The following is a 17,743-nucleotide window of genomic DNA, read 5'->3' on the forward strand; positions in this document are numbered from 1 at the left end:
ACAAGGACGAAGAGGCGCCGATCTTCCAGGTGGCCGATTACGGCCTGGTGGCGGACCTGTTTGAAGCGATTCCAGAAATGGCCGCCCTGGCCTGACCACTGACCGACGGGAGCGATGACTATGAGCAATTCCGATTTTTCAGCCTGGATTGGACGTCGCCAGGAAAGCCAGGACCGGATCAGTTTCACCCTGGTCAAACGCATCGCCGCGACGTTTGGCGAGCCGGCACCACAACCCGGAGAACCGCTGCCGCCTTTGTGGCACTGGGCTTTTTTTCAGGAACCGGTCACTGCCGAGGAGTTGGGTCCGGACGGTCACCCGGCGCTCGGGGGATTCCTGCCTCCAGCCCACAATCGCAATCGCATGTGGGCGGGCAGCCGAATCGATTTTTACCAACCGTTGAAGGTGGAAGCTGACGTGACCTGTGTCTCGACCATTCTCAACGTCGAAGAAAAGCACGGTCGTACTGGCTCCTTGCTGTTTGTCACGGTTCGCCATGAGTACTTCCAGGACGGCCAGCGCGTTCTGCAAGACGAACAGGACATCGTCTATCGAGAACCCACCCCGCCTAAATCGAACAGCACCGAAGCGCCGCCGCAAAGCCAATGGCAGGCGCGGGTCGAACCCTCCCCGACCCTGCTGTTTCGCTATTCCGCCGTCACCTTCAACGGCCATCGAATTCACTACGACTGGCCCTACGTCACCGAGGCCGAAGGCTATCCGGGACTGGTGGTGCATGGTCCATTGATCGCCACCCTCAACTTGCGAGCTTTTACCAAGGCACATCCAAAAGCACGCCTGGAGCGCTTCACCTTTCGTGGTGTCCGTCCCTTGATTTCGCCTCAACCTTTCGAGGTGGGTGGACGCTTGATCGACAGCGGCAAGGCGCAAGTCTGGGCAGGCAATCAGGACGGTATTGCACAGCTTGGCGAAGTCCGGTTCAGTCAGGGAGATACACCATGAATACAACCATCGTTCGCTCCGCGCTGTTCGTACCGGCGACTCGCCCGGAGCGTATCCCGAAAGCCATCGCCACCGGTGCGGACCGGGTGATTGTCGACCTGGAAGATGCCGTGCAGGAAAACCTCAAGGAACAGGCCAGGGATAACCTTGACTACTTCTTGAGTGAACATCCGGATGCCCGGATTCTGGTACGAGTGAACGCGCCGGACCACTGGGCACACGCTTGGGATCTGGCGCTGTGCCAACGGCACGCCGGTGTGATCGGCATCCTGCTGCCCAAAACCGAAACCGCGGCGCAAGTGCTCACTGCCGCCGATACCGGTAAACCGATCTGGCCCATCATCGAGAGTGCCAGGGGACTGGCCGGACTCCGCGCCATTGCCGAGGCAAAGGGTGTTGAGCGTTTGTCGTTCGGCAGCCTCGATCTGGGCCTGGATCTGAACCTGACCACTGGCAGCCGGGCCGCCGAAGAGATCCTGAGTCATGCCCGCTACGCGGTTCTGCTGGCAACCCGGGTAGCCGGCCTCGCGCCTGCGCTGGACGGGGTGTTTCCTTCCATACAGGACAGCGCCGGTTTGCACTGCGCCATTCAATTTGCTCGTGACATGGGTTTTGGCGGTGCGCTGTGCATTCACCCAAGCCAGGTAGCAATCATCCATCAAGCACTGAAGCCCAGTCTTGAGGAGCTGCATTGGGCGCAACGCATTATGGATGCCGCGAGTACGGGCGAAGGTGTCTTCGTCCTCGATGGGCAAATGATCGATGCGCCGGTCATTGGTCGTGCACAAACCATCCTGGCGCGCGCGACCTGAATAACTCCGGCTCTTTGGCTTCGAGCAATACATCCTTCCCTATCACGCAGGACGGTGTCATGACCAACGTATCCAGCCTCACCCATGCCATCTCGATCAATCCCGCCAACGGTGAGCAGATCGCCTTCTACCCGTTCGAGTCCGATTCGGCACTGCAAGCCGTACTGTCGCGTGCTGCGGCCGGGTTCCACGTCTGGCGCCATGTGCCCATTGCGCAACGTTCGCAACTGTTGATCGCTCTGGCCAAGACCTTGCGTGAAAACGCAGCAGTCACGGCGAACAGGATCACCCTGGAAATGGGCAAGCCGATCACCCAGGCACGCGGTGAAATCGAGAAGTGCGCGCAACTCTGTGAGTGGTACGCCGAACACGGTCCGGCCATGCTGACGGCCGAGCCGACCTTGGTCGAGGGTAGCAAGGCGCGCATAGAATATCGTCCACTGGGGCCGATTCTCGCGGTGATGCCGTGGAACTTCCCGATCTGGCAGGTGCTGCGCGGTGCCATTCCAGCGCTGATCGCGGGTAACACTTACGTGCTCAAACATGCACCCAATGTGATGGGGTGCGCGTATTGGCTTCTCGAAGCCTTCAAGCAAGCCGGCTTTCCCGAAGGTACGTTCGAAGTCATCAACGTGACGCCGGACGGCGTTTCCAAGGCAATCGCAGATCCACGCATCGCCGCGGTCACCCTCACCGGTAGCGTCAGGGCCGGTATGGCCATCGGCGCACAGGCGGGTGCAGCGCTGAAAAAATGCGTGCTGGAACTGGGCGGTTCCGATCCGTTCATTGTGCTTGATGATGCAGACCTCGACGCCGCTGTGAAAGCCGCGGTGATCGGCCGATATCAGAACACCGGGCAAGTCTGCGCCGCCGCCAAACGCCTGATCGTCGAGCAAGGCGTTGTAGAGCAATTCACGCGCAAATTCGTCGAAGCCACGCGCCAACTGAGCGTCGGCGATCCGCTGTCCCCCGAAACGTATATTGGGCCGATGGCGCGCTTTGATTTGCGTGATGAACTGGATCAACAAGTGCGCAACACGCTGGAAGAAGGCGCAACGCTGTTGTTGGGCGGGAAGATGGCTGAAGGTTGCGGCAATTTCTACGAGCCCACGGTCCTGGCAAACGTCACCGATCAAATGACCTCGTTCAAACAGGAGCTGTTTGGCCCGGTCGCATCGATCATCACCGCGCGCGATGCGACCCATGCGCTGGAACTGGCCAATGACAGCGAATTCGGCCTGGCTTCCACCATTTACACTGGCAACGTTGAACTCGCCCAGCAAATGGCCGGCAGGCTGGAAACTGGCGGTGTTTTCATCAATGGCTACTGCGCTACCGATCCACGCGTCACTTTCGGCGGTGTGAAAAAAAGCGGCTTCGGTCGAGAGTTATCGCATTTTGGCGTGCGCGAATTCTGCAATGCGCAGACTGTCTTGCTGGACCGTCACTGACAGAGAAGCTGACTCCTTGTAGAAACCGGCCCCTTTGCGCTATTTCATCATCAAGTCGGCCAGCTCATGTTCGCGCCGGGCAACGTCCTCTTCCACCGCACGCACTTCGCGCATGTAAGCCTCCACGGCGGGAGGCAGCGAACGCTCCTTGAGAGAGATAAAACCGTAACGGGTGTACGACGCCTGATCGTGGAGCGGCAGCGGTACGATTTCACCCGCCAGCAGCTCCCGCTCGAAGGCCGACAAAGTACCCACCGCCAGTGCATTGCTGTTTGCCACGAATTGAACAATCTGCATGGGGACGTCAATTTCAATCGCAGGCACGAAATCGCCAGTCACTGTGTCATAGGCGCCGGCGCAGCCTAACGTCGCGGGCAGCAAAACGCCGGCCAGACGGAACGGAATACGCGACGCCACCCAAGGATAATCGAGGGTTTGCGCTCGCTTCAAAGAACGTTGCGAAAGCAGCGGATGGCCGGGCCGGCAAAACAGTCGCCCCTCATGTTCACCCAATAGCTCACAATTGAATTCCTCACCACCTTGCAAGGCGCTGATTTCAGCAATCCCCAGATCCACTGCGCCGCTGGCGACCTGCTGCGCAACCTCTCGCCACCCGGCGACATGGGCCGTCACATTGAGGTGCGGATGTCGGGCGTGCAACCGGGCAATGGCCGGATAGCCGCTGATGACACTGGGGTACGGCCCCAATGCCACTTTGAGTGTGCCGATGTCACCAACCGCCAGCAGCGCAATGTCCCGCCGAAGGTCCTCTTCGGCCATCAATAGGCGCTGGCTCTTTCTCTGCAGCACTTGACCAAACGCCGTCAGGGTCACGCCGTCGGTGCGTCGATCGAACAGCGTGACGCCGAGTTCCTGCTCCAGCAGCTGAATACTTTTACTGAGCGCTGGTTGCGAAACGCCCAACGCTTTGGCTGCATGACCAAAATGGGCATGTTCAATCAGTGCCAGGAACTGGCGTAAGCGGCGCGGGGTCATGGCATAACCTTTATGTTATCGAAATCGAATAAAACGGAATTTTTCGTAATCAGATGAATATGCTATTCCTTGCCGGGCGGGTCAAGACAAGCAAGAACAAACCCGTGCCATCAACGGCATCGACACTCCTGGCGAAGGAACACTTCATGAATAACAAGACCCTCAGTTGCGCTCTGGCCATCGCACTGTCTACGGGCTTCAGCCCCACCCTTTTTGCTACTCAGACAACTGCCGTGCCGGCCGCGATCGAGCATTTCGATAACAAAGGAAAATCGCCGTCGACGTACACCATTGAGTTTCAGAAAGGTGTGCGCGAAACGCTTCCTTTTGCAGACAAGCGCGATTTTGAAGAAGCCAAAAAAGGCTTCATCGCAGCACCGCCCTACAACAAGATCATGGCCGAAGCGGGGAACGTCGCCTGGAATATGGGCAGCTACAACTTCCTGCTGGACGGCAAGGACTTCGACACGGTCAATCCGTCGCTGCAGCGCCAGGCCTTGCTCAACATGGCCTATGGTCTGTACGAGGTGGTGCCGGACAGGATCTACCAGATACGCGGCTTTGACCTGGCCAATATCACGTTCATCAAGGGCGAAACCGGCTGGATAGTTTTCGACACCCTGACCTCAAAGGAAACCGCCCGGGCGGCGCTGGAATTCATCAATGAAAAACTGGGCAAGCGCCCGGTAGTGGCTGTGGTGATTTCTCACTCCCACGCGGACCACTTCGGCGGTGTCCGTGGCGTTATCGAGGAAGCGGACGTGCGCAGCGGCAAGGTCGCGCTGATCGCCCCCGTGGGCTTCATGGAACATGCGGTGGCTGAAAACGTTTACGCCGGCAATGCCATGACCCGACGGGCGTTCTTTCAATACGGCCTGCTTTTGCCGCGCAGCCCCTACGGTCATGTCGACATGGCCATCGGAAAAAACGCCGCCGCCGGCAACATGGGCCTGATCGAACCCAATCGATACATCGAAAAGGATTTCGAAAGCCTGACAATCGACGGGGTACAAATGGAGTTCCAGAACACGCCTGGCACCGAAGCACCGTCGGAAATGAATACCTGGTTCCCGCAATTCAAAACGTTCTGGGCGGCCGAGAACATCACCGGCACCATTCACAACATCTACACCCTGCGCGGTGCTTTGGTTCGTGATCCGCTGGTGTGGTCAAAGCACATCAACAACGCCCTGTATCGCTACGGCCAGCAGGCTGATGTGATGCTCGCCGCGCACAATTGGCCGCGCTGGGGCAATGAACGGATCCAGGAAGTGATGCGCGCACAGCGCGATGCCTATGCCAACCTGAACAACGCCGTCCTGCACGCGGCGAACCAGGGCGTCACCATCAACGAGATCCAGAATGTCTACAAGTTGCCCGAGAGCCTGAAGAAGAACTGGGCGACGCATAGCTATCACGGCTCGGAAGAACACAACAGCCGCGCGGTGATCAACCGATACCTGGGTTATTGGGATGCCAACCCGGCCACGCTGATGCCGCTGTCACCGAAGGATTCGGCACCGCTGTACGTTGAAATGATGGGTGGCGCAGCAAAGATCATGGCCAAGGGCAAAGCCTTGTTCGATGAGGGCAAATACCGCGAAGCTTATGAAATTCTCAATAAGCTGGTGTATGCCGAGCCGCAAAACAGCCAGGCCAAGGACCTGCTGGCGGATGTCTATGAGCAGGTAGGCTATCAGAAGGAAAGTGCCGGCGTACGCAACAGCTTCCTTGCGGCTGCCTATGAATTGCGCCACGGAATGCCCAAGGGCCTGCCGCCAAAATCCGGCGGCCCCGACACGATCCGCGCCATGAGCACAGAGTTGTGGCTCGAATATCTCGGCATCGCCCTGGACGGCAGCAAGGTTGCGGACTTGCACTTCGTCCTGAACCTCAAGACGCCGGACAATGGTGAACAATTCGTGGTGGAGCTGAGCAATTCAACGCTGACCAGTCTCAAGGGCCAGCAGGCAAAAAACGCCGATCTGACCCTCACCCTCGATCGCTCGGCGCTTGAAGGCGTGATGGCGAAGCAGACCAGCCTCGATCAGCTGGTCGCGCAAGGCAAGGCGACCTTTGAAGGCGATCCCAAACCGTTCGCCCGGCTGATGGCCGCCATGACCCCGTTCACCCCGGACTTTGAACTTCTACCGGGTACAAAGCAGTAACGCCAATTGTGCGGTTAACTCTGCCAATGGACAGGCAACCTGGCGCGTCTGCGGCTTGGACGCGCCCACTCAACACCTGGTTTCGCCAGGGTTTTATTGAACCCCGCACAAATCTATCGACGGTCAAGTCAGCTAAACGCGCTTGCAACGTAGCCCCGTGCCAGGGTGAATCCTTCGCAACGCGACAGCAGAAACACTACGCGGTACTTCTCCGGCAGATCCCCAAGCGCAGTGGCCCGGGAAATGTGCCCGGGCGCCATCTCATTTGATAAATAATCTCAAATGCGTACAAACCACATTACAGATTAATTCACATATGCGTATGATATAGATTCTCAATAACAGCAAACCAAATGTGAGTCCGCATGACCGCTCTCCTCTCCCTGTGTTCACAAAATCCCGTTACGCCGCGTTCGCCTTCGACCGTGCGCCCGTTGGCTCTCGCCGTGCACATGCTGGCAGCCGGCATCGCCATCACTGCGCCTTATGTGCAGGCGGCGGAACAGACTGAGCAGACCGAGACGGGAGGTGCCTTGAACCTGGCGCCTATCGCTATCACAGAGACTGCCGCCCGTGAACGCAGCGCCGTGACCGAAGACACCCACTCGTACACGACAGAGGCTGCACGCACGGCCACGCCGTTGAATATGTCGCTGCGGGAGACGCCGCAGTCGGTCAGCGTCATCACCCAACAGCGCATCCAGGACCAGGATCTCAATACCATCCTCGACGTGGTCAACAATGCCACGGGGGTGTCGGTCAACCGCTACGAGACAAGCCGGGCGCAGTTCAACGCCCGCGGCTTTGAACTCAACTCGCTGATGATCGATGGCGTACCCACCATCTTCGAGCAGCCATGGAGTTCGGGGGAGATTTTCAGCAGCCTGGCCATGTATGACCGCGTCGAAATCGTGCGCGGCGCCAACGGGTTGATGACCGGTGCCGGCGATCCTTCGGCGACCATCAACATGGTGCGCAAACGCGCCAACAGTAGAGATCTGAAAGGCTCGCTGGAACTGAGCGCCGGTACCTGGGACACCTATGGCGTCGAGGCCGATGTGTCCACCGCGCTGAATTCGGAAGGCACTGTGCGTGGGCGTCTGGTCGCGGAGACCAACGAAGGCGACACCTGGATCGATATGAATTCGAACAAGCGCCAGACCCTGTACGGCACCATGGATATCGACCTGACCCCCGACACCACGCTGTGGTTCGGCTTGAGCCGGCAGGAAAGCAATGCCGACTCGCCGATGTGGGGTGGCCTGCCCGTCTGGTACGCCGACGGCAGCCGCACCCACTGGAGCCGTTCGAAGACCACCTCCGCCAAGTGGAGCAAGTGGGACACCACCTTCGAGACCTACTTCGTCAACCTCGACCACAGGTTCGCCAACGACTGGCAAATGAACCTCAGCTACAACCGTGGCGAGCGAAACGGCGACTCTTCCCTGCTCTACCTCTCTGGCAATCCTGGCCAGAATGGCAGCTCCGGCATGTCTTCATTCCCGGCGACCTACAAGACCGAGACCACCCAGGATGACTACGGCATCCGCTTCAGTGGCCCGTTCTCGATGTTGGGCCGTGAGCACGAATTGGCCTTTGGTTATGTGGACAGCAAACAGAAATTCGACGCCGATGCCCTCAACGCGCAAACCGGGTTTGACGGTGTTGCCGACTTCGATGCCTACAACGGCGATTTCCCCGAGCCGATCTGGGGTCCGAGGGAAGACTACGGCTACAGCGAGACCCGACAAAAAGGGCTGTATGCGGCAACACGCTTGAACGTGACCGACGATTTGAAAGTGATTCTTGGCGCACGTGAGAGCTGGTACGAAAAGACCAGTGATGACATCTATTCGGAAGTGAGCAAGATCGATGTCGATCATGAGCTGACCCCTTATGCAGGTGTGGTCTATGACCTCACCGACAACCTCTCGGCCTATGCCAGCTACACGGAAATCTTCCTGCCGCAGTCGGTGCGTGACAGCAGTGGCCAGCAACTGGAGCCCATCGTTGGCGAGAGCAGTGAAATCGGCCTGAAAGGTGAGTACTTCGGGGGCCGCTTGAACGCCTCCGCGGCCATTTTCCAGATCAAACAGGATAACCTGGGCCAGAGCACCGGCGTGCTGATCGATCCGTCGAACCCTGTCGGCGGCTACGCCTACGAGGCCAGCGAAGGCGCGACCAGCAAGGGCTTCGAGCTGGAAGTCTCCGGCGAACTGGCGACCGACTGGAATGCCTCGGTGGGCTACACCCAGTTCACCGCCGAAGATGCCAACGGCGACGATGTGAACACGCTATACCCAACCAAATTGTTGCGTACGTTCACCACCTATCGCCTGCCCGGCATGTTCAACAAGCTGACCATTGGCGGCGGCGTCAACTGGCAGGATTCGATCTACACCTACGCCACCAACCCGGCAGGCAACTCCGAGAAGATTCAGCAGGATGCCTACGCGCTGGTCAACCTGATGGCGCGCTACGAGATCACCGATAACCTCTCGGCGCAGGTCAATGCCAACAACGTCACCGATGAGAAGTACTTCGACATTTTCGATGCCTACGGTGCGCTGACATACGGTGCGCCCCGCAGCATTACCGCGTCCGCGAAGTACCGTTTCTGAGTTACCCAGCGCAGCGGCGAGGTACTCTGTTACCCGGATGAACCCGACGCGATGACACAACACCGGCCTTGCGCCGGTGTTGTACTTATTGCGGTCCATGGCATCGGGGGACTTCCATCCGGCGATACCCGGTCGCCGTCATTCGCGGCCAGGACGAACCTTCCCGCTAAAGACACTGAAACCGAAGGTGTTGTAGGAATGGCCGGTCATATGCTCTGCAGTCAATGCGCGGGGAACCATACAGCCGCCAATACCGCATGCCCAGCGCACCGCCTGGCGACGCGCCGGTGCTCAATTGTGACATCGGATCAATGGAACACCCAGTCTATGAATCCAGCTATCCGCAGCGATTGATACCCGATCCCTTACGGAAGGCCCATTGCAGGCCTTCCGTGGGAGCCGCAGTGTCAGGACGTCCCCAGCCCCTTGGTAAGATCGGCTGAAGCATTGGCTGCAGTCGTGGGCCCTGACTCCCGGTTGGCCCGATTTTCCGAATGCTCGGTTGTCTTGGTGACGGTATCGCGCACCGCCTCGTAGCCTTCTTGTGCCTGCTTCTTCACCTTATCCACCAGGCCGGCGCTTTTACGCCCCAGATAGCGCTGCTCAGTGCTGGTCGTCGGCAACGCCGCACCCAGCAACGCGCCCAAAGCGATACCCGCCGCGGCAACCATCAGCGGTTGCTCCTTGAGCAAATGATTGAATTGCTGACCCAAGACCTGAGTGTTGCGCGCAATCCGGTCACTGGCGTCATGCGCCGCGTGGCTGATGCTTTCGGCAGCAGCACCGACGTTGTCGCCTGCCCTCGCAGCCTTGCTTTTGAGTGACTGATATCCCCCCTTCAGTGAATCGGCGGTTTGATGCAGATGCTCGCGTGCGCCGTCGATGCCGTCCGCCAGATCATCGGCCCACTCGCCGACCCTGCCCTGGTCGGGCCCGGTTCGATACCCGGGATAAGCGACCGGGGGACGATTTTGGCCCATCATCAGCCACAGCAAACCGACCGAGGTCAGCACGGCGGGAACTGGGTTGTTACGCACACTGGTGCCCAGATTGCTCATGAACGTCGTGCCATTGTTCTGCATCATGCCCCAGGCCTGGTCGAACATTTGCCCGGGGGTGAATTTGCTTTCCAGCGCATCGACGATATTGCCGATGCTGGCCCGCTGCGCATCGATCTCACGCTCGATCTGTTCGGGGCTTTTTTCCGATTCGATGTCCAATTCGCTTTTCATGTGACTTTCCTCCGCAGCGCTTCCTGATCTTTATTCAAAGCGTCCAGGGTCCGGTCGGGCTTGAAGTGGGACGGCTCGAATTGTTTTTTTCCCGATTGCAGCATGGCGAACCCGACGATCATCACCACCACACCGACTATCAGTGCAGCCAGCCAGGGCGCCATGACGGTGCTCAACCCGTACACCGCTGACATCAACAGAATGATAAAACCCGCCAACAGCACAATTGCACCGCCGGCCACGGCGGCGATCCCTGCCTTGAGGGTGGTCAGGCTGGCTTGCAGTTCGGCCTTGGCCAGCGCCAGCTCCTTCGTAAACAGGGCAGGCACTTCCCGGGATAATTGCCGCAGCAAGCCGATCATCGAAGCATCGTCAGACGCCGATATAGGTCTTGAGCCGGGCAGCTCGGTATCTTCTCTGTTCATCACACGTCTCCTTTAAAGATTGGCGCACCCGTTGCCGATGAGGTGGCGAAGTCCGACCGATGATCCTGTTCATTGGGCGAAGCGGGTGTGATGCCGGTGGCCAGACCCGGATTCGGATCAGTGTGCGGGGCGATGGGTGACTCATAAGGTCGATGAGCACCAAATCCGCCTGCGGGAGGCGTCGAGCTGCTCGCAGATGAATCGCTTGCCGCATCAAGGGGCGCAGTCGACGCGCTGCCTGCCTTCAAGAATCGCGACAGACCGAAGCCCAACGCAATGCTGCCGGCGATGAACAGCGTCGGGTTGCTCCGCGCCAGTTCGGCGGCGTCATGCAGGAGCTGTTCAGCACTTTTGCCGCGTAGACTCCCGGCGAGTCCGCTCATCGACTCCGCCATGTCGCTGAGGTAATCGGACATGCCGAGCGTGTCCTTTTCCTCGAGTTCGGAAACAAAGGATTTTGCCCCTTTTGCCAAAGCCTCGATCTGATCCGCGGCAGTGTCACGGTACTCACCGAACTGAGCATCGGCTTGCTCACGCACGCCCCCCAGCGCCTCGGTGACATCCTCTTTAAGATCCTGAAAAGCGTGCTCAGGCTTGCCGGGATCCGGGTTATTTGCCTGAGTTCCCGCCCTGCTATCTGAAGTATTCATGTCGTCCCTCGCCTTCTGTTTGAGAAGCGTTGCGGGAGTTCACAGCGAGATGCCCTGAGCCCCCTCATAGCAGAGGACGGAGCAGCCGTGTCGGGAGTTCAAAGCGGATGATGAGCGCGATGTTTATGTCGGAGCGAGCCGGCGCCCACAGGGTAATGCCTCATTAGATCGGACTTTGCGTGATGCCTTGTACTCACGCTGTTTCCAGCAACAACTGGTCAACCACTCGTGAGAGTGCTGCCTGGACGCTCAAGCCGCTGCCGATGGCGCTTTCGTAGACGACACGTTGCCGTTCTGCGCTGGTACCGGAGTGGATCATTCGGCGAATCCGGGAAAATACGTTTTCGACGCCCAGTGTTCGAGCGGTATCTCCCAGGATTTGCTCTACCAGGAAAAGCCATTGATCGATCGTGCAAGGCCGCTCGAAACCCTCAACGAGAAACGATGCATGGATTCCGGACCTTTTTGCTCTCCAGCGGTTCTCCATCAGTATCCACCGGGATTGCTGCGAGTAAGCCGCTCCCGGATGAGGTTGCTCGATGGCGTAGGCAATCATCAATCGGAAAAAGCAGGCAATAGTCAAAGCATCATCCAAACGCGGACAGGCGTCCGTCATTCGCAATTCCAGCGTCGGAAACCTTGCTGAAGGCCGTACCCCCCACCAGCAGTCACTTGGGGTTCTCATCGAACCGGTTGAAACCAAAAAGGCAACGTAGGCTTTATAGGCAGGTTCATCTTCAAGGAATTCCGGAATGCCCATCCGGGGCCATTCATCACAGGCTGTCTGCCGATAACTGGCAAATCCGCTATCGCAACCGTCCCAAAATGGAGAGGAGCTGCTCAAGGCCAATAGCATGGGTGTCCACGCAAGCACCTCGTTCATGACCTGAATTCGATCCAGGTGATGCGCAATTTCTACATGCACGTGCAGACCCGAGAGCAGACTGCGTCGAGCTACGCGTTGATAATCGTTGAACAGCTGCTGAAAATGATACTGGTCTGTGGGGTGCTGAATACGCCAGTCCGCCAAGGGATGACTACCGGCACACAGCAATCCCAGGTCAAAAGCCTGGAGAGCATGCTTCAATGTGCCTCGGGCGTTAGCGAGAAATTCCGCTGCCTGCGCCAGGTCGGTGAACACAGGTGAAGCCACTTCGATCTGCGCCTGGAACATCTCGTAGGCGAAACTTTGGCCCAGTTCGGTTTTGCATTTGTCACTCACCGCGTGGACGAGCGTTCCAGGCATGTGTCGAGTGACCAGATCGGTAATGAAATATTCCTCTTCAATACCGAACTTCAGCTGGCGGTTCATTGCTTCCATTCCCTAAACGGCATCCGGATCAATCGACAGCATTGACGCTTGAACCGGGTGATAGTCTTCGCCTGCGACTGCACGCAAGTAAGCCTGGTCTGCTTCTACGCGCAAGTCCCGCCACTCCTCCCAATCAATGATGCCCTGACGATCCATCTCATCCGCCTGGCGAAGCAATTCTTCGTGATAGGTATCTGGACGATCCATACGCAGGGCGCTGGCCTCGAACACGCGATACCACAATGCCAGGGCGTTTAGTCTTTTCTCCTGAGCGGGCGTCAGCTGATTCTCGAAAGAGTTCATGACCGCATTCATTCCACAGGTGTTTTCGAATGGATCCGCAGAACTCGACACACGTTCATGACCGCCGACCAGAGGTGCTCAAACTTCATAAAGTGATGCGATTCATTCGGTTACTGAATGACCCAATGCCCCGGGATTCAACCTGGGAAATGAATCGTTACGAATGAGGGTAAAAACGCGGCGGCAATCAAGCCGACGTCACCGCCATCGACGTCGTCCGCCGCAAAGAATCTTCGGGGCGGCAGATGAGGTGTCGCTGCGAGCCATCACTCAGATTGAAAGGATCTAATGTCCTGAAGGATCGGATCTAGAATTAATAGTGAGCCTCCAGCCAACGATTCAGGCGAAGCCCAATCAAGCCCGTTACTTCGCGGCGCTTGCTCAATACCCCTCAGACAAAAGTCATTTGGCTGGCTCTCGTCGAGGCAAGACAGATGCTATCGACTTTAGAAATCCGGCACTTGATAGAGCAAAGCTTTTTACCCGTGCGCTGTGAATGCACAGTTGATTCGGGGGCTGCCTTGACGGTGCGATTTTTCCAGGACAATTCCAATCAGGAAATGCTTGTCGTTACCGGTATCGCGGTAGATCAACTGGCAAATGGACAAGCCATCACGAGCCTGGTGACAGGATTACGACAGGATCTCGCGCACGCCGCTTATGTCCCTCGTTCGGACAGGGCAAGCGCTATGGCAGCAACAAGGCTTCATGGATTTCAATCGAAGGGGTAGCACCGCCTTTGCGTCGGCTTTGCAGCCAGTCTCTGGTTTTGCCGACATCGAAGATCTGGCCCTGATCCATCAAGGTCAAAAGGAGCTCGTCGGAAACCCGATAGCGCCCGCAATCCGGACAATCCCTCTCCTCCCACGGGCCGTGGCAATGAATGCGCTTCGCCACGCCGACACAGATAAGACAATTCATCGCTATCACCATTTTTGTTATTGAACCGCCACGCTTCGGCAGTCGAGATGCCTCGACGTCAGGCATTGGGCTACGCTGATGAGGCTGGAAATTTGTCGACCTGAATCAACCGGAGAAAGTTCGGGGCGCTGACGCTTTCAGTACAAACAGGTCGTATCTGCCACTCTGACTGATCGAAGATGGGGTGTAGCGAAGTCATTCTCGCAGTGGAAAAGCGCAATGTTGCCGCTACGCCACCGCATCTGCCGCTATGGAAAAAATCCTTCGCCAGTCGTCTATTCTTGCCGCTATCGCAGCCTGCACAGATTTCTGTTTCGAGCACACTTGTGATCGGACATGCCGGAAAAAGTGCATCTCACTTCCAACTGTTGAAGATCGCGATTTCGAAGAGGTGCTCCCCTTGGCCTACGTTGACTGGGTTCAATGGCCTGCGATGTTGGTAACGGTACTCGCCGCGTGGCTGATTGGGTCGCAACGACCAACCCGGAGAATGACAGGATTCATCTGCTTCATCCTGAGCAACATCTTGTGGGTGGTTTGGGGGGCCTACGCACAAGCGTATGCCCTGATCGTCCTGCAGATCTGCCTCTGCGTCATGAATCTTCGGGGATTCAAAAAGAACCGGAAGGACCAGACGCAAGAGTGCAACCCTAAGCAGCCGTGACTGAAGAAACGGATGTCTCCCTGCGTCTTGAGTCAACAGCATGTCCCTACAACGGCAGCGCATGCTCCAACAGCACTTCCAGTGGGTGACGCAGTTGCCTGTCGGCCATGCGCTTGACCTGGCTGCGGCAGGAGTATCCGGTCGCCAACGCCTCCCCCTGTTTATCCAGCTTACCGGCCCATGACTGCTCGAAGATGATTCTCGAAGTGTCCTGATTGCGCGCTTCGTGGCCGTAGGTACCCGACATGCCACAGCAGCCGGTCGCCTCGGTCACCAGTTTGAGCCCAAGCCGGGAAAACAGTTTTTCCCACTGTGAAGTACTGGCCGGGACATTGGTCTTCTCAGTGCAATGCGCCAGCAAACGAAACGTCTGCGCAACAGGCTGCGGCTTTTCCGGCAGCACATCAAACAGCCACTCCTGCGGCAGCAAGACCTTCGGGCAATCATTGAGCCCCGGTACTTTCAGGTATTCCTGGCGGTAGACCAGCGTCATGGCCGGATCCAGGCCCACCAGCGGCACGCCGCAGTCTGCGAGGGCCTTGAGCTGATGGGCGTTGCGAATCGCCGCCTTGGCGAATGCACCGAGGAAACCGTGTACGTGCAAGGGTTTGCCGTTGACACTGAAAGGCGCCAGGAATACGCGGTAGCCCAGCCCGTGCGCCAACTGGATGAAGGACGCCAGCAAGGGGGTCTCGAAGTAGCGGGTGAACGCGTCCTGCACCAGCACCACGCTGCGTGAACGCTGTTGCGGGGTCAGCTCACGCAGCGCCGCGACACTGGCGACGCCCACCTTGCATCCGGCCAAGGTGGCTTGCAGGTTGTAGCGGCTGATCAGTGGGCTGTCGAGCATGCCGACATGGCGTTCGAGCAGGCGACTTATCCATTTCGAGCCCATCACCGCGTTGTACAGCCTCGGAGCGTACGCCACGTACGGCAGGGTGAATTCCAGCGAGCCGATCAGGTAGTCGCGTACCGGGCGCTGGTAGCGACCGTGATACAGCTGCAGAAAACGCGAACGGAATTCCGGCACGTTGACCTTGACCGGGCATTGTCCCGCACAGGATTTACACGCCAGGCAACCGGCCATCGCGTCGTAGACCTCATGGGAAAAATCCTCCTCGCCCCGTGAACGCGCAAGATTGTTGCGCAATCGCTTCGGCAACCCGCGCAGCCACGACCATTGGCCTGCGACCGCTTCAAGCACATCAATATTGGCCGCACCTTGCAGACGCAACCACTCGCGAATCAAGGAGGCCCTGCCCTTCGGCGAATGCTGGCGTTCACGGGTGGCTTTCCACGACGGGCACATCGCATCGTCGGGATCGTAGTTGTAGCAAGCGCCGTTACCGTTGCAGTGCACGGCAGTGCCGAAGCTTTGCCAGACGCGCTCATCGATTTGCCGATCCAGATCACCGCGCAGCGTCACTTCGTTGACCTTGAGCAAGCCTTGGGCGGCATCCGGCGGGGCACAGATCTTGCCGGGGTTGAGCTGATTGTGGGGATCGAACGCGCCCTTGAGCGATTGCAGCGCCGGGTACAGCTCACCGAAAAATTCCGGGACATATTCGGACCGCAAACCCTTGCCGTGTTCGCCCCACAGCAAGCCGCCATAGCGCCGTGTCAGTTCGGCCACGGCATCGGAAATCGGTTTGACCAGCGCCGCCTGGGCCGGGTCTTTCATATCCAGCGCCGGGCGCACATGCAACACACCGGCATCGACATGACCGAACATGCCATAAGCCAGGCCATGGCTGTCCAGCAGTGCGCGGAACTCGGTGATGTAGTCGGCCAACCGCTCCGGCGGCACCGCGGTGTCTTCAACGAAAGGCTGCGGACGAATCTCGCCTTCGACGTTGCCCAGCAACCCGACTGAGCGTTTACGCATAGCGTAGACGCGGGTCACCGCTTCGGCTCCTTCGGCCAGCGTGTGCCCCAGTCGCTCGATGCTCGTGTCAGCCTGCAGATGCGCCACGAACGCCGCCACGCGCGCGTTGACTTGCGCGGCGTCTTCCCCGCTGAACTCCACCAGATTGATGCCCAGTGTCGGGCGCTCGGCGTCAGCGGGAAAATACTCGGCGACGCTGTGCCAGACGATGTCTTTCATCGCCAGCATCAACACTTTGGAGTCTACGGTTTCGATGGACAGCGGCTTGTGCGCCAGCAACGCGTTGGCGTCGCGCAGCGCATCCATGAAGCTGCTGTAGCGCACGTTCACCAACACCGAATACTTGGGGATCGGCAGTACGTTGAGCTTGGCCTCGACGATGTAGCCCAGCGAACCCTCCGCACCGCACAACACGCTATTGAGGTTGAAACGCCCCTGCTCGTCGCGCAGGTGGGCCAGGTCGTAACCGGTCAGGCAGCGGTTGAGCTTGGGGAACACGGACTCGATCAGCTCGGCCTGGGTTTCCTGGATCTGCCGCGCGGTACGGTACACCTCGCCGAGGCGGCCGGGTTGCGTGCACGCCGCATCAAGCTGCGCGTCGGTCAGCGGCTGGCTGTGCAGGCGCTCGCCACCGAGCAATACGCTGTGCAGTTCCAGCACATGATCGCGGGTCTTGCCATAGGTGCAACTGCCCTGCCCGCTGGCGTCCGTGTTGATCATTCCGCCAACGGTGGCACGGTTGGAGGTCGACAGCTCCGGGGCGAAGAACAGCCCGTGGGGCTTGAGCGCGGCATTGAGCTGGTCCTTGACCACGCCCGCCTGCACCCGCACCCAACGCTCGGCGACGTTGATTTCGAGGATGCTGTTCATGTGCCGCGACAAGTCGACCACGATGCCGTCGGTCAATGACTGGCCATTGGTGCCGGTGCCGCCACCCCGCGGGGTCAGCTTGATCTGGCGAAAGCGCTGCTCGGCCATCAAGGTGGCGATGCGCACGATGTCGTCCGCGTCCAGGGGGAATACCGCTGCTTGCGGCAGGCGCTGGTAAATCGAGTTGTCGGTCGCCAGCACGGTTCGGGTGGCGTAGTCAGTACTGAGCTGACCGCGAAAGCCGCTGGCCCGCAGGGCTTGAAGAAATTCCGGGTACTGTGGCGCGGGTGCAACGGTAGACAGCTGGGCGATCATCTCGGGATGGTCTCTTGTCGGTCGAATCACGGAAAAATCAAAACACTTGTCGCCAGGGCATTAATCGGTCAGCCTCAGGTTGTCAGCGTGCCAATGATCCTGGAGGCTCCGGCGCCGGACAAACGGATAATCCTGCCGCTATCGATGACTTTTAC

General features: G+C 58.6%; 16 protein-coding genes. 8 read left to right on the top strand and 8 right to left on the bottom strand.

What is annotated here, in order from left to right:
- The 4 genes from ACW9HW_RS06790 to ACW9HW_RS06805 form a co-directional block, all read left to right on the top strand.
- A partial coding sequence (locus ACW9HW_RS06790; protein ID WP_457399097.1) for a hypothetical protein occupies positions 1–95 on the top strand: 95 nt, incomplete at its 5' end.
- A 25-nt stretch (positions 96–120) separates the two neighbouring features.
- Positions 121–963 carry an FAS1-like dehydratase domain-containing protein gene (locus ACW9HW_RS06795; RefSeq protein WP_457399046.1) on the top strand — a complete coding sequence of 281 codons (843 nt, stop codon included), beginning with the start codon at positions 121–123 and terminating at the stop codon, positions 961–963.
- Positions 960–1,775 carry an HpcH/HpaI aldolase/citrate lyase family protein gene (locus tag ACW9HW_RS06800; RefSeq protein WP_457399048.1) on the top strand — a complete coding sequence of 272 codons (816 nt, stop codon included), beginning with the start codon at positions 960–962 and terminating at the stop codon, positions 1,773–1,775. Before ACW9HW_RS06795 ends, ACW9HW_RS06800 begins: the two co-directional genes overlap by 4 nt.
- Positions 1,776–1,834: 59 nt before the next feature.
- A complete protein-coding gene (locus ACW9HW_RS06805) occupies positions 1,835–3,226 on the top strand; it encodes an aldehyde dehydrogenase family protein (protein ID WP_457399050.1) in 1,392 nt (463 codons plus the stop codon).
- Positions 3,227–3,265: 39 nt separating this feature from the next.
- Here the strand turns inward: ACW9HW_RS06805 and ACW9HW_RS06810 are convergent, their stop codons facing one another.
- Positions 3,266–4,222, bottom strand: a complete 957-nt coding sequence (locus ACW9HW_RS06810; protein WP_095196147.1) for a LysR family transcriptional regulator — start codon at positions 4,220–4,222, stop codon at positions 3,266–3,268.
- A gap of 146 nt (positions 4,223–4,368) precedes the next feature.
- On the opposite strand from ACW9HW_RS06810, the gene ACW9HW_RS06815 reads away from it, so the two are divergent.
- Both ACW9HW_RS06815 and ACW9HW_RS06820 read left to right on the top strand, forming a co-directional pair.
- Positions 4,369–6,390: an alkyl/aryl-sulfatase gene (locus tag ACW9HW_RS06815; protein WP_457399052.1), complete on the top strand. Its 2,022-nt coding sequence runs from the start codon at positions 4,369–4,371 to the stop codon at positions 6,388–6,390.
- A gap of 365 nt (positions 6,391–6,755) precedes the next feature.
- Positions 6,756–9,011 carry a TonB-dependent siderophore receptor gene (locus tag ACW9HW_RS06820; RefSeq protein ID WP_457399054.1) on the top strand — a complete coding sequence of 752 codons (2,256 nt, stop codon included), beginning with the start codon at positions 6,756–6,758 and terminating at the stop codon, positions 9,009–9,011.
- A 407-nt stretch (positions 9,012–9,418) separates the two neighbouring features.
- On the opposite strand, the gene ACW9HW_RS06825 is transcribed toward ACW9HW_RS06820, so the two are convergent.
- The 5 genes from ACW9HW_RS06825 to ACW9HW_RS06845 form a co-directional block, all read right to left on the bottom strand.
- Positions 9,419–10,243, bottom strand: coding sequence for a DUF3618 domain-containing protein (locus ACW9HW_RS06825; protein ID WP_095196144.1), 825 nt, complete (start codon positions 10,241–10,243; stop codon positions 9,419–9,421).
- A complete protein-coding gene (locus tag ACW9HW_RS06830) occupies positions 10,240–10,668 on the bottom strand; it encodes a phage holin family protein (protein WP_095196143.1) in 429 nt (142 codons plus the stop codon). The genes ACW9HW_RS06825 and ACW9HW_RS06830 overlap by 4 nt, the downstream gene beginning before the upstream one ends.
- On the bottom strand, positions 10,668–11,318 hold the full coding sequence (locus ACW9HW_RS06835) for a hypothetical protein (RefSeq protein WP_457399056.1): 651 nt from the start codon (positions 11,316–11,318) through the stop codon (positions 10,668–10,670). The genes ACW9HW_RS06830 and ACW9HW_RS06835 overlap by 1 nt, the downstream gene beginning before the upstream one ends.
- Positions 11,319–11,511: 193 nt before the next feature.
- Positions 11,512–12,630: a carboxylate-amine ligase gene (locus tag ACW9HW_RS06840; RefSeq protein WP_095196141.1), complete on the bottom strand. Its 1,119-nt coding sequence runs from the start codon at positions 12,628–12,630 to the stop codon at positions 11,512–11,514.
- A 12-nt stretch (positions 12,631–12,642) separates the two neighbouring features.
- Positions 12,643–12,933, bottom strand: coding sequence for a hypothetical protein (locus ACW9HW_RS06845; protein ID WP_095196140.1), 291 nt, complete (start codon positions 12,931–12,933; stop codon positions 12,643–12,645).
- Between the two features lie 434 nt (positions 12,934–13,367).
- On the opposite strand from ACW9HW_RS06845, the gene ACW9HW_RS06850 reads away from it, so the two are divergent.
- Entirely contained in the window at positions 13,368–13,664 is a 297-nt protein-coding gene (locus tag ACW9HW_RS06850) for a DUF1652 domain-containing protein (protein ID WP_095196139.1), read from the top strand.
- Here ACW9HW_RS06850 and ACW9HW_RS06855 read toward each other — a convergent pair.
- Positions 13,621–13,854 carry a hypothetical protein gene (locus ACW9HW_RS06855; RefSeq protein WP_095196214.1) on the bottom strand — a complete coding sequence of 78 codons (234 nt, stop codon included), beginning with the start codon at positions 13,852–13,854 and terminating at the stop codon, positions 13,621–13,623. The genes ACW9HW_RS06850 and ACW9HW_RS06855 overlap by 44 nt on opposite strands.
- 250 nt (positions 13,855–14,104) lie before the next feature.
- On the opposite strand from ACW9HW_RS06855, the gene ACW9HW_RS06860 reads away from it, so the two are divergent.
- Positions 14,105–14,518 (top strand): YgjV family protein, encoded by a 414-nt coding sequence (locus ACW9HW_RS06860; RefSeq protein ID WP_141233009.1) that lies wholly within the window; start codon positions 14,105–14,107, stop codon positions 14,516–14,518.
- Between the two features lie 46 nt (positions 14,519–14,564).
- On the opposite strand, the gene ydiJ is transcribed toward ACW9HW_RS06860, so the two are convergent.
- A complete protein-coding gene (ydiJ, locus tag ACW9HW_RS06865; protein ID WP_457399059.1) occupies positions 14,565–17,588 on the bottom strand; it encodes a D-2-hydroxyglutarate dehydrogenase YdiJ in 3,024 nt (1,007 codons plus the stop codon).
- Positions 17,589–17,743: the final 155 nt, after the last annotated feature.

This window comes from Pseudomonas sp. SDO5532_S415 (assembly GCF_054071155.1).